The 13332-nt window shown below is 62.0% G+C and carries 9 protein-coding genes; 2 read left to right on the plus strand and 7 right to left on the minus strand.

Features of this window, described 5'->3' with window-relative positions; genetic code table 11:
* Nucleotides 1-96 precede the first annotated feature (96 nt).
* The 7 genes from WS70_RS24005 to WS70_RS24040 all read right to left on the minus strand — a co-directional run bounded on the left by WS70_RS24005 (nt 97) and on the right by WS70_RS24040 (nt 10280).
* Complete coding sequence (locus WS70_RS24005) at nt 97-1761, minus strand: ATP-binding domain-containing protein (RefSeq protein WP_059598464.1); 1665 nt, start codon at nt 1759-1761, stop codon at nt 97-99.
* A gap of 632 nt (nt 1762-2393) precedes the next feature.
* Entirely contained in the window at nt 2394-2681 is a 288-nt protein-coding gene (locus tag WS70_RS24010) for a PAAR domain-containing protein (protein WP_082716563.1), read from the minus strand.
* Nucleotides 2682-2692: 11 nt separating this feature from the next.
* Entirely contained in the window at nt 2693-3736 is a 1044-nt protein-coding gene (locus tag WS70_RS24015; protein WP_226382958.1) for a T6SS immunity protein Tli4 family protein, read from the minus strand.
* Nucleotides 3730-5682 carry an esterase/lipase family protein gene (locus tag WS70_RS24020; protein WP_059598463.1) on the minus strand — a complete coding sequence of 651 codons (1953 nt, stop codon included), beginning with the start codon at nt 5680-5682 and terminating at the stop codon, nt 3730-3732. Before WS70_RS24020 ends, WS70_RS24015 begins: the two co-directional genes overlap by 7 nt.
* 37 nt (nt 5683-5719) lie before the next feature.
* Entirely contained in the window at nt 5720-8500 is a 2781-nt protein-coding gene (locus WS70_RS24025) for a type VI secretion system Vgr family protein (RefSeq protein WP_059598462.1), read from the minus strand.
* Between the two features lie 97 nt (nt 8501-8597).
* Entirely contained in the window at nt 8598-8846 is a 249-nt protein-coding gene (locus tag WS70_RS24030) for a hypothetical protein (RefSeq protein WP_059598461.1), read from the minus strand.
* Between the two features lie 579 nt (nt 8847-9425).
* Nucleotides 9426-10280 (minus strand): helix-turn-helix domain-containing protein, encoded by an 855-nt coding sequence (locus WS70_RS24040; protein ID WP_059473962.1) that lies wholly within the window; start codon nt 10278-10280, stop codon nt 9426-9428.
* A 234-nt stretch (nt 10281-10514) separates the two neighbouring features.
* On the opposite strand from WS70_RS24040, the gene WS70_RS24045 reads away from it, so the two are divergent.
* Nucleotides 10515-11843: an NAD(P)/FAD-dependent oxidoreductase gene (locus WS70_RS24045; RefSeq protein ID WP_059598460.1), complete on the plus strand. Its 1329-nt coding sequence runs from the start codon at nt 10515-10517 to the stop codon at nt 11841-11843.
* Between the two features lie 191 nt (nt 11844-12034).
* Entirely contained in the window at nt 12035-13144 is a 1110-nt protein-coding gene (locus tag WS70_RS24050) for a potassium channel family protein (protein WP_059473964.1), read from the plus strand.
* Nucleotides 13145-13332 lie beyond the last annotated feature (188 nt).

The raw sequence follows: 13332 nt of genomic DNA on the forward strand, positions 1-13332 counted from the left end.
CCCGATTTCCCGATATTTCGGCGCGCGGGACGGTTGATCCGTGCGTGCGTCCGGCCTCGCCTGACGCGATTCGGCGCCATCTTGCGTTAGCGCCCGTCATGCGGAGGGCGCGATCCGCTCCGCTGCCCGCCGCGACGCGACGACGATCAGCTTCATCGTCGCGCGCGTCGCGCCGACGAACAGCTTGCGCGCCGCGCGCGCGTCGAACGTGTCGAAGTCGACTTCGGTCAGGATCACGCACGGCGCCGCCTGCCCTTTGAAGCGATAGATCGAATCCAGCAGCACGTCGCCTTCCCGATATTCCGGATTTCCGAACAGGTCGTACTTGCCGGTGAAGCTTTTCACGCGGTGCGGGCCGAGCTGGTCGAGCGCCGTGAACGCCGAGCCCTCCCGTCCCCTGAACGACAGCACCGCGATGTCCTGCTTGCGAAAGCCGAGCGCCAGCGCATGCGTGACCGCGCGCTTCGTCGCGTCGATGCAGGCTTGCGCGGCGGATTCCGTGTCCGTCGCATCGTAAGCGGAGATCGAGATCTCCGATCCGCCGAACGGGCTGCCCGACGCGAGCTCGGTCGCGAGCGGCTCGACGCCGCCGACGACGTCGCGCACGTAGTCGAGGATGTCGCGCGGGCTCCGGTAGTTGGTCGTTTCCTTGAGCGTCACCCAGCCGGGCAGCGGCACGCTGTCGCGCATGTAGAGATTCTGAAGCGGATCTTCGAGCCACCACCACGCGCCGCCCGGCGCGACGAGCCGCTCGAGCGCGGCCGCCCATGGCGGCTGGAAGTCCTGGCCTTCGTCGACGATCAGCGTATCGAACCGCCAGCGCTCGGCGACCGGCGTGTGCGCGAAGCGCGCTTCCAGTTGCGCGAACGCGTCGCGCGTGCCGAAGTCGGGCACGTGGCCGCCGTCGCGCGCGACCCAGTCGCAGAGCTGGTGGTAGTTCGCGATCTTCGCGCCTTCGGGCGCGATCCGCGCGACATGATCGGCGAGCGGCCGGTTGAAGCACACGTACAGCACGCGCTTGCCCGCCGAGATCGCGTCGCGCATCGCCTGCACCGCGAGCTGCGTCTTGCCGGAGCCCGCGGTCGCGATCACGCGCAGCCGGAATGGCGTGAACTCGAGCCGGCGCGCCCACGTGGCGAGGCCGCCCGACAGCCGGGTGACGAGTGTGTCTGCCTGGCCGACGAGCGCGCTCGTGTCGGGCGTCAGCGACAGCTCGTCCGCGAGGAAATGGTGGATTTTCGCGACGCTCGGAAAGGGCGGTTCGTCGGCGGGCAGCGCATCGACGATGCGCGCGGCGAATTCGCGCCTGCGCGTCGCGTCGACGATCCGCGCGGGCGCGACGCCCGCGATCGCCGGATTCTTCACCGTGTAGTCCGGGCAGTACAGCAGTTCCTCGACGCCGTACGCGCCCGCACCGAACGCGGCGGTGAGCCGCCGATGCAGGTTCTCGAGCGTGCGCGCGAGCTGGATCGACACGTTGCGTTCGGTCTGCAGATAGACCTTGGCGAGCCCCTTCGGGGTTTCGCGCAGGAAGCCCGCCTTCTGCTCGATCACCAGCACGCGTCCGGCCGGGCTCACGATCACGAAATTCGCTTCGCCGAACACCGAGAAATTCTGGTCGGCGCGCGTCCAGTGCACACCGTGGTAGACGGTGTAGGCGTCGGGCAGCATCCGTTCGAGCGTCGCGAGCGTCTCGCGCTCGCGCTCCGCCGCGCCCGTGGCGGCGAGGTTCTTCCAGTCGTCGGGAATGATGCGGGCCATGTCGGGTCCTGGCAGGGCGTGCGATGGGGAAGGATCGCCGGCTATTGTACGCAGGCGCGTGCGGGACGGGGCGCGCCGCAGTTCGCGGGACGCGATGCGAGTCGAACGAACGATCGGGCGCATGGGGGGGATCGATGTGTGCGGATGTGCGCGGCGAATGCGCCCGGCGCGCGCGGCGAATGCGCGGATCGGCGCGACATATCGTCGGCGGCGCGGAAATCGGGCGACGTGGAAAGAGGCAGGATGCCGCCGCCGATGCGCTCGCGCATGGGGCGCGATGCTTCTCGTCAGAAGCCCCAAAGTAACCAACATGTAACCAAATCCGAAGCAACCTGCCAGCCAAAGGCTTATGACGAAGTGCACCACGAACCATCATCATGAGTCCACCTGTACATTGGTGACACCCCTCCTGACGGCCCTCGCTGGGATTGCACACGGTCGAAAGACGCTCAGAAAAATCATAATGAGCCGCTATCTGGCAGCGGCGAGCATCGATTTCTACGTCAGGTTTCCTCCGAACAACTTGTGCGGCTGGGCAGGTGCGTCCCGTTTCATGTATCGCGTCCGGACGAGGACGGCATTTGCGCTGACGAACTCGTCGCCTTACCGTGCGCATCCGCCGCCTGCCTCCCTCAGATTTCGATATGCGAAACTGTTTGAGATGCAACGAGCTTCGGCGGCGGCGAACACATGCAGATACAAAGATCGTCGCTTAGCGCCACCTGCCGCCCATCCGGTCCCGTGCTCGAAATCCGTGGGCCATCGCACGCGATCTTGCCGACGGTTTTACACACCGGACACGACACCGGGTCGTGCTCATATGCCTGTTCGCGACCATTCAGCAGATCGCCTCCATCGCCCCCTTGGACGATGCCGCCGACTGTCGTCAGGTCGCCTTTCACAATGTCATATCGCCGCATCTCGTTCTCGCTCAGACCGCGCCCGGACGCAATCGCAAGCTATTCAGCAGCGTGTCCCACGTTTGCAGCGCGCCAGCCTCGTCCACGGGCGATGTTGCCTGATCCGGCGGCAGGTCGGGAGAGGGAGCACCAAGCAACAATTGGATTGCTGTATGCGGTCTCGCGAGCGTGCTCGGGTCGCCCGGAGCCAGCAGGTAGAAACGATACGACGTAATCGGGCCATCCTTCAGTTCGAACAGTACTTCCTCGCCGTCCACTCCGCCCACCGTGCGCTTGCCTTGGCGCAAGATTCGATAGCTCCCACCGCCGGCAACCCGATCCATCTGCGCACGGAGTTCGGGTAAGGTCTTGGTCAAGGGTTTCCCTTGATCCTGACTGATGGACTCCCGCATCTGGATCACCAGTAACGCCGGACGTCCCGGCATTAGAGCGAAGGACTGGCTCACTTCTTCCGTGTACGTGGACGAACCTGTCACGATTCCGCCATCGAAACAGAAGCCCGAATCCGTCGGCACCGTCCAGTTATCGCGTGCCTTGATGCGACGTATCGTATCGTTATAAATATCTTCCGCTTTCCCGATTGCTGCCGATCCAATCCTACCCGTAGCGTGAAACAACGTGCCTCCATCAAATACAAAACTCTCCGTATCAAATGGCAACCGAACACCTTCGGTATAGGCGTCCAGAAAGACAAAAACTCTAGAATTTTTCGTCGGCGAGAATGCCTGCTCCAGCCATACATGATTCGTTTCCTTACTACTATTTCCAGGATCGAATCGTTTCTTTGTGTGCAGTTCTTTTTCTCGTGCCTTTATTTTGGCTTGATACGAATCAAATGAGACATTATATTTTGTCTCCAATTTTTCACCGCGGAACTCGTATCGCTGGTTCGAAATTTCACTCGTCGCGGGGCGATCGAACACAAAGCGGCCGACACACCACGGACGCGGCTTGGACAACAAAGGATTGGTCATTGTCGGTTCCCCGGAGTAGGTTATCGAACTGGCGCACACGCCCGCCACCACAATCAGAATTCGTGCAATACGAGTCAGCATGACGGCTCCGGCGCCTCGTGCGCAATTTGTACAATGCTATAGAGCAATGCCCATCGGGTCCATGGATGGTTGTAGCTGAACTGATGCTCGTAGCCACCTTGAGCAAATACCATTTGTACACCTGGAGCCGCACCGCCACTTGCGCTGCTTGCAGGGGCTTCCGCCGACCATACAGGCACCGTGCCGTCACCTGGAACGATGCCATTCTTGCTAGGATCGGTCGTGGTGCTACCAGGAGGAAGCTTCGCCACTTTCTGCACCTCGAATTCGACGGTCAGCTTGCGCGACTCCAGATAGATTCGCAGGTTTCCCTTACCGGAATCCGAATTGGGATCGACATGCAAGAAAGTCGCTGAACGCAGTTCTTCTTCCGTCACATCAGACGGCAAATTCCCAGTCCAGATTACTGTGCCCCACCCCAATAGATCTTCAAGTTTCTCGCCCGGCTCTATGATTAGCTTACCTTTTTCATCGTTCGATGCGGATTGCCATTTTGGCTTCAAGCCACCATCACTGTACGCAACATATGTTTTTTCATGGTACGTATCTTTAATTTTATTTTGTTTGTCAACGATATCTTTTATTGTCATTGCGAAATTTTCAGCCACATTATTACTTTTATTATTAATATCAAGCCGCGCTTTTACAATTCCAGCCGGGTCGAGCAACGATGGATCAGGGACCAATCCATACCACTTTGAATTCGCGTAAATATCGCGGTACGCATTGCCGTCTTTCGGTAACTGAATTACCGGATCACCATTGATCCGCGCAAATATCCACCACGGCTCGCCCTTGTGATAATCCGGCATCGGCAATAGCTCCAACGGCCCCGGTGCATTCGCTGCAACCGCCGTGAACTCCGCCGCGTTGTTCCCGACCAAGCTGCCGTTGATGAAGCCTTTCAACACGCCCTCGTTACCGGCTCCGGTCCTGAACCGCTTCGCCGCAATCGGCGCACCCGTTGCGGGCAAGACGTTGTGAAACACCCCATACATCAGGTTCCCCGCACCGTGCATCGCGATCGCCATCCGCGCTACCAGTCCGCCCATCGAGTGCGTCAGAATGATCGCCTTGTCGGTATGGTTCTCCGCAATGATTTCCTTGATCCCCATCAGGCGCGTAATCTTCTTGGTCTTCGGATCTTTGTAATCAGAGCCGTTCACGACGTCGAATCCGGATTTCTCGTTCGATTGCAGCCAGTTATAGCCAATCGCATAGACCCGATATCGGTACTTGATAAAGCGATTAAACGCGTCCGATTCGGCATCGATCGCTTGCCCCTTGCCCTGCGCCCCTGCTTCAATCGCCCCATAGTCGGCCGGTTCGGTTCCAAGCAACGGCTTGAGCGCCCACGTCTTACCCGTTGGGTCGGGCGTCACCCAAACACCATGCGGCTTCCCCATGAACTTCGGCCGATTGAGTTGTTCTTCCAGCCAAGCCAAAACCGGGTGATAGCTGGTCCGATGTATCGACCCCCAGCCCCGACGGCGCGCTTCCGCCTCGTCCACGTACTGCTCCGGGCTATCGTTCTTGCCATGTTTGCCGACGTTGATCGGCCCATGCGGCGTCACTGCCGCCTTGGTCGGATCGAACTGCGTTTCGCGCGTGGACGAGCCCTTGAACCACAATCCAAGCAGCGCGGGAAGTGCGCCCAAGTCCCCCAGCATCCCGTCCGTGTTCGGTGCGAAGAACATCTCGTCGCCGGTATCGGTGTTCGTCAAGAGCGAGCCCATGACGCCCGGCAGGAAGATCACCGGAATGATGGGTCGCACGTCGCACAACAATTCCTTGCTGCGCGTGTCGCTCGCTGGCGTCAACGTAAAGTGGCCGTACGACGATCCATCCGGGGCAGTGCGCCCCATCACCTGCACGACCTCTTGCTCGGCAGGATCGCCATCGGACGGCGCACCGCCGCCCGCGTTGTCAGTTTGGTTATCGCTCATCGCGTTTCACTTGAATCATCTCGTTTGATGTTGGATGTCATGCTGACGTGTCGTCCGCACTCGGAGTAGGGCGCAAAGCGTGGAGTTTCAGCGACTCGACATCCTCGTTCTTCTGCTCGGCAATGTGTCCCAATTCGTTCGTCATGCCTTTGATGCGTGTGCCGTCGCCGCGCACAATCTCGTACGGATGGTTTTTCATCACTTCGCCCGTGATTTGATTTCGCAGTACGTATGGATCATTGAATTTCGCCTGCGGCAAGCTGTTCAGGTGCTGAGCGACGGAACTCGGCCCCTGACGGCTGAAGGATGCCGACTTGACCGTGCGCGGGCCTTGTGTCCCGTCCTCGATTCCGCCAGCCGTCCACCGAGTGTACGAACCGCCGGCCTTGATCCAGATTTCATCGGCATCGAGCACGATGCGCTTGGCCTTCATCATCACGTCTTTGCCCGCGTTGATACTCACGTCGTCAGTATTGGCCGACAGCTTGATCGGGCCTTTCGCCGTGACAAAGAACGCGCCAAATTTCTGCGCGAAGAAGCTGAGTTTTTCCGCGGCCGCCACGATCATCGATTTGCCCGTCGCAACATGGGTATTGCCGTTACTGACGATATTCGCCTCGCCTTCGGCAACGATATGGGCCGATCGGTCCGCCACGAGTGCAAGATCTTTCGGCGTCGATACCAGAATGTTGGGCTGCGCAAATCCGTTCGCGTTGCCCGTGCCGCCGCCGGCCGTCACGCCGCCGGACGTTGAGCCTGATACCGCGTACTGAATCTCCTTCGATAGCCCCTTGAGCGCGTCTTGGCCCGCTTGCAGGGTTTCCGCCTGCGCGGTCGTGCTCGCACTCGATAGGGACTCGACCAGCATTCCCGCCTGCTGCAACTGGGTTCGCGCCTCGTCTGCGCTCATTTGCTCGTCGTCGTAGCCCTTCGCATGCGTGCTGATCGATAAGCCCTTGCTCGCGCTAACCGCACCGAACTCGTCTGCGTGCAGTGCGAAGCCCGAACCTAGATATCGGCCGCGCGTGTTGCCGTCCTGCTGAATCAGATAGCCTTGCATCAGTGCAGCATAGCTCTTGCCCGTGTAGCTGATGATCCGCGTGCCGCTTTGATGCGTGGCGTCGTCGTGGACAAATGCGTTGTATGCGCCCGTGCCGCCAAACCCTTGCGACTGGAATCCCGACAGCAGAACATTCGAATGCCATTGCGAAGGGGTCGTGCCGCCGTTGACGCGCCCCAAAATGAACGGCTTGTCGCAATCGTTTCCCCAATAAGCGACGAGAACCCATTCGCCGGCTCTCGGCACGTGAACCGATCCATAGCCGTTACCCGTATCGGCCTGCATGGCCGACAGCAGCGGCGACGATCCGAACGTGCCGTCTGGATTCTTCCGGTCCCACGCGAAATGCACGCGGACCTGATTGCGTTCATTCGTCCACGCCTCCATCCCTTCTTGCGTGACGACGATGGCATGCTCAATCGTCATCGGCGGCTTCCGATGCACAAGCGGGCTACGATATTCGACGCTCGTCTCCTGCGCTTCAACCTCCATCACGAAGAAGCCCGTCGTGCCATCCTGCACGTGCCCCGGCGTCGTGAAATGCGTATCATGTACCGCCTGCTGCTCGGCCAGTGTCGCACGCAGACTACGCGGATATTCGGTCACCTGCTGACCAATCGGCACGTTGTTTTCGATAAACCAGCGCGCCTCGATCACGAGGAATTCCCGCTTCTTCGGGTCACTGTCCGCATGGCGCGGATGGTTGTTCAAGGTGAACCGTAATCCCGCATCGAGCCACCGTAGACCACTGACGCCGAAATACCGGCGCGCGTGTGATTCCCAGACTTGCACGCGGCGATGCGCACGCGCCTCGCCGCTGTCCGTGTCGGCATAACCGTAGGCAGTTGGCTCGTAGATCGTCATCGGAGCGCGCGGAATGCCACGTATGTACCTGTGTCGCCCATCGTCTTCTACATAGGTCGTCGATGGCAACGCGCTGCTCGCCTCAAAATGCGAGGCTGGCCGTTTGTAATCGAACGAGCGGGATATGAATTGCAGGCTCTGCATCGTCTGCATGATCACCCATTGCGTGAACCCGTCGGCCTCGTGGTCGGTATTGCCACGATAGTATTCGGCTGGTTTTGCCTCCGGCAGTGACGACACGCCATCCAGAATGACGAGCGTCGTCTTTGGCGGCTCGCCTTCGCTCGTTGGCTCATGTACCCAATAGAAATACCAACCTTCTTCTTCGAGAAGGCGGTGTACAAAATGCAGGTCGGACTCGCTTTGCCGGCACCACGAGCGCACAACCGGCTCACGCGTCAGATCGAAGCGGAACCGTCCCCGAAGCTGCGGATACCGATTGAGTATTTCCGAAATGATTTCGCGCGCATCTTTTTCGAGCCATCCCTCGTCGTTGCGGGAATAGCTCAGGAAAATCAGGGCAGAGGAAAATTCGAGCTGGTACGTTGATAGACCGCCGTCCCCGCCCAGATAGCTGACCTGATGCACAAAGCCGTGCACCGGACGATAAACCGGATCGGCATACAGCGTAGTCCGCTGCTGAATCCAAAGGGTAACGGGGTGGTGCATCAACGAAAGCAACGCGGTGTCGTCGTTCAGCGATGCAACATCGACCGTCCAGTGGTAGTCGCCGCCGATGCCGGACGATCCGCGCGCCCGCAATGGAATCAAAGCGTTTTTGCCGAGCGGGGTGTCCAGCATCAACAGCCGGTCACGCTGAAGCATTCCCCGGTGGACGGCCTCATAGAGGTCGCGATATTTCAGTTCCCCGAGCGTGGATGGTCTGAGTACCATTTTTCGTTATCCTTTCTCTGCGGTTCGACCGTCAAGAAAGTGACACGAGGACGGTCAGCCATGGCGACCGGGGTCGCTCGCGCGATTGTAGCTTACGTCAGACGAAACCAAGGGTTTGCCTCAGGACCATTTGACAATCCCATTGCCGGTCTTCGGTGGACATCTCTGCGCGCGTCGCGTAGTGCGCGATGATGCGGGCAAACAGGGTTGCAAAATCCTGACGGGGTTCCACTGCATGCTGGACGATGCTTTCGAGTATCGCGATATCGCGGTTCAATTTGCCGTAGCGCCTGCCAAAGGTCGCAGCAGATTGGTCGGTCGCGGTGGATTGGTCGTCTTGCGTCACGCACTGGCTCTCTCTTGTCAGGAGTAGCCCGCGCCGACGACGACGAAAAAACGAGGGTGGGCGGGCACGATAACGGAGTTGGAAGACCAGGAACGATGAACTGAACCGGCAGACCCGAAGGTCTCTCCGCCACGGCCCCCGTGTGTCCGGAACGCGAAAGCTGAAGTACTGGCTGACGCGGTACTTTATCGAAGATGAGGGTAGGCCCCTCGCGATCGGCGCGCAGGCGCAGGTCACAAACCACCTCAAGCCGCGAGGGTAAAGGGCCCTGGTGGTGAGCGTTGAGGAAATGGCGGAGAGGACGCCGTCAGGTATGGATCGAAGAGACGAACGAAAGTGAACCGCTGGTGAAGCGTCGTAATGGTGATTGCAGCGTCGTCGAAACCGCGGGATGTGGGCTCCCGCGGGACAAGCTCAAGGGAGCTAATGCCGGTCAATTGCATTACATTGCTTTCACCTGCTCAATACACTTAAGTTATTGACAGTGCTTCACTATTCCTCGTTGTGCAATGTCATTCACCCCGATAAATATAGATGATTGGGGGCGCGCTGATGCCCGACATCCGCGCGCCGCCATCGTCACGCGCGCGACAGGCGCTTCGCGAGATCGGCGCTCAGGATCGCCATGCGGGCAGGCTTTTCGTAGCAGACGACGTCGTACACGCGGATCACCTCGCTGATTTCGGTCTCGCTCGCACGGCCCGTCAGCAGGTCGCCCGTCAGCACGAAGATCGGCGCGCCCGGATTGTCGGACGCGCGCACGGCCTGGATCGCATCGGCGGCGGTGCGGCCGTCGAACATCCATTCGGTGACGACCGCGTCGAACGCCTGGCCTTGCAGCGCGTCGACGAAGGCGCCGACGCTGCCGAAGCGGGCCGTCACGAAACCCTGCTCGTCGAGATAGCGGCAGACTTCGCCGGCGCTCACGCTGTCGGCGTCGATCACGGCGACGAGCAGCTTGTCGCTTTCCGCGCGGCGCGGATAGATTTCGATCTTGTGAACGTCGTACGCGTTTTGATAGAGAACGCCCGTGTGGCGCAGCACGCGCCAGCGGCCCTGCTGCTCGTAGGCGACGAACTCGGGACGCGCGCCCGCGTCGAGCAGCCCGCCGATCCACGCAGTGCACGGAATTTCGGCGATGCCTGCATACAGCACCGCGTCTTGCGCGCATGCGCCGACCATGCCGGGATCGAGGGCCTGCGCGCCGAATAGCTGCGCGGCGGGCTCGCCATAGGCTTCGGCGACTTTCTTGATTTGCGCGAGCGTCCAGGGACTGCTGCCGCGCAGCTTGCGATGCCCTTGGGAAAAGCTCAGGTCGAGAATTCGACACAGCTCGGTCGTCTGCTGACGCTTGCCGATGCCGTGACGGGTCATCAGTTCGCGTACGCGCTCGGCGACGGCAAGGGCATCCGTGGTGTTTGCTTCGTTGGCCATACTGCGGGAACGGATCGGATCGAGTGATTCAGAAGGGAGCGCCTTGAGGCGCACGGTACGGCATCGTTCGATGCCACCGGATGAAGCGAGCCGACCGGCCACGCGTGGAAGGGATAACTTTACCGCAAATATAAAGTTCGTTCTGCGCACTAGTGTGCGTTTTTCTGTGAAAGGTGTTTCGTGAGGTTACTGTGACGGGTTTTCGCCAATGGCGTTTTCGCCAGAACTTCCGATATGACCACAACCTATCCGCTTCACAAGACGCTCGCGCGCGCCGACGAGCCGTTTCCCACGCAGGCCGACGTCGTGATCGCGGGCGCCGGCATCATGGGCTGCGCGGCCGCCTATTATCTCGGGCTGCGCGGAATAAAGGCGGTCGTCTTCGACAAATCCCGCATTGCGGGACAGCAATCGACGCGCGCATGGGGCTTCGTGCGCCAGCAGGGCCGCGAGGCCGCCGAGGTGCCGCTGATGATGGCCGGCATGCGCCTGTGGGAAAGCCTCGAGCGCGAGCTCGGCGTCGATCTCGAATGGCGGCAGGGCGGCTGTCTCTATATTGCCGACGACGACGACGACTGGGCGTCGTTCGTGCAATGGATCGACGTCGCGCGCACACACGGGCTCGACACACGCACGCTCACGCGCGCGGAGATCGACACGCACGCGAGCGGCCTCGCCGCACCCGCGCTCGGCGGCCTCTACACGGCGAGCGACGGCCAGGCCGAGCCGCGCCGCGTTGCCGCGGCGTTCGCCGCACGCGCGGTCGAAGCCGGTGCGCGCTTCTTCGAAGGCTGCGGCGTGACTGCGATCGACACGTCGGGCGGCGCGGTGACGGGCGTCGTGACCGAGCGCGGCGTCGTGAAGGCGCGGCGCGTGATCTGCGCGGCCGGCGCGACGAGCTTTTGCCTGCTCGACGGCGTCGGCATCCGGCTGCCGCAGCAGGCGGTGCGCGGCACCTGCATGCGCACGAACGCGTTGCCCGCCGTGTCCGCATCGACGATCTGGGGACACGGCCTCGGCATCCGGCAGCGCGCGAACGGCGCGATCAACCTCGCCGACGACATGCAGGTCGACGTCGACGTCACGCTCGGCCACCTGCGCGGACTGAGCGTCTTCTTGCCCGAACTTTGGACGCAGCGCGAGAAATTCCGCTTTCATCTGAACGGCGCGGCGTGGCGCGATCTGACGACGCGGATCGCAGGCGGTGCGCCCGCGATCGAGCCGCGCGATCCGAATCCGCAGCCGAATCCCGCGCATGCGCCGCGCGCGCTCGCGAAGCTGAAGACGATTTTTCCGGCGCTGCGCGACGCGCAGATCGTCGAGGCGTGGGCGGGCCTCATCGACGTGCTGCCCGACGGCATTCCCGTCATCGACGCGCCGCGCGCGCCGGACGGACTCGCGATCGCGACGGGGTTCTCCGGGCACGGCTTCGCGATGGGGCCGATCGTCGGCCGCTTGCTCGCCGAGTGGGTCGATACCGGCGCGACGTCGGTCGATCTGTCCGCGTTTCGCGCGGCGCGTTTCGTCGACGGGACGATGCGGCGGCCGAGAAGCATGCTGTAGCGTCGATGACCGTTCGCGACGGCGAGCATGACAGCCGCGCCGCTGCGGGCGATGCCGGCGATGCGGCGGGCGTCAAACATCGGCAAATAGCGCGCGTTCGAGCACGACGTGCGGTGCGCGACGACGGTTTCCGCCGCGCGCGGCGTCGTCCGGCAGCGTAAAATCGCGACGCCCGGTTCTGGAGATAATCATTGGCATCGCCTTCCGATTACCGCAAGTCGCTGCGCTTTCGCCTGCGCAAGGCGCGCACGCCGTGGACGGCGCCGCGTCCGCGCACGCTGTTCATGCGGCCCGCCGCGTCGCCGCTGCGCACGCTGGTGTTTCGCCTCGCGCTCGTGATCGGCCTGTGCATGCTCGCGTTCCTCGTGCTGTATCTCGATCGGGACGGCCTGCGCGACTCGACGAAGAGCGCGCCGATGAGCATCGCGGACCTCGTCTATTTCACGATGGTCACGGTCGCGACGGTCGGCTACGGCGACATCGTGCCCGTCACCGCGCGTGCGCGCCTCATCGATGCGTTCTTCATCGTGCCGATTCGCATCGGCATCTGGTTCATCTTTCTCGGCACCGCTTATCAATTCGTGATTCAACGAGTCATCGAGGACTTCCGCATGAAGCGCCTGCAAAAGAATCTGCGCGACCACGTCGTGATCTGCGGCTACGGCCTGAGCGGCTCGATCGCCGTGCGCGAACTGCTCGAAAGCGGCGTCGATCCGGCGACACTGATCGTCATCGACTCGCAGGAGCAGGCGCTCGAGGCGGCCGCGGCGCTCGGCGTGACGGGCCTCTGCGGCGATCCCGCGCAGGAGGATCTGTTGAAGCAGGCGCAGGTGCGCAGCGCGAAGGCGGTCATCATCTCGGTTACCGACGACCCGACCGCGATCCTGCTCACGCTGTCGGTGCGCAGCATCGCGCCCGATACGAAGATCGTCGTGCGGATCCAGGAGAACCTGTACCAGCGGCAATTGCGGCAGGCGGGCGCCGACGTGATCGTGTCGTCGACGAAGATCGGCGCGCTGCTGCTCGCCGATGCGGTCGAGAGCCGCTACATCGTGCCGTTCGTCAACGACATGCTGTCGACGCGCGGCCGCGCGACGCTCGTCGAGCGGCCGGCCGCCGTGCACGAGATCGGCTGCCTGTCGAATGCGGTGACGGGCGCGCTCGTCGTCGGGCTGGCTCGCGCGGGCAAGATCCTGTCGTTCTACGAAGATCCGCCGTGCCGGATCGAGGCGGGCGATACGCTCGTCGTGATCCAGTCGACGCGGGCGACGGAGCGGGCGGGCATCGACGTGGCGGACTGAGCGGACGCGTCGGGAACGGGCGTCCGGCCCGTCGCGCGTGCGTGCGCGGTTGGCGGCGCGCGGGTCTCGTGATGTCCCGATGCGCCGAATCGCGGAGGCTTCATTGGCTCGTTCGGCGGAGGAACGGTTCGCCGACCATTGGCCGATGCGTCGGCGCGATCAAGGCGATGCGCGACGCACGCGCACGC

It is taken from the genome of Burkholderia mayonis (genome assembly GCF_001523745.2).
In the GTDB taxonomy this organism is placed as follows: domain Bacteria; phylum Pseudomonadota; class Gammaproteobacteria; order Burkholderiales; family Burkholderiaceae; genus Burkholderia; species Burkholderia mayonis.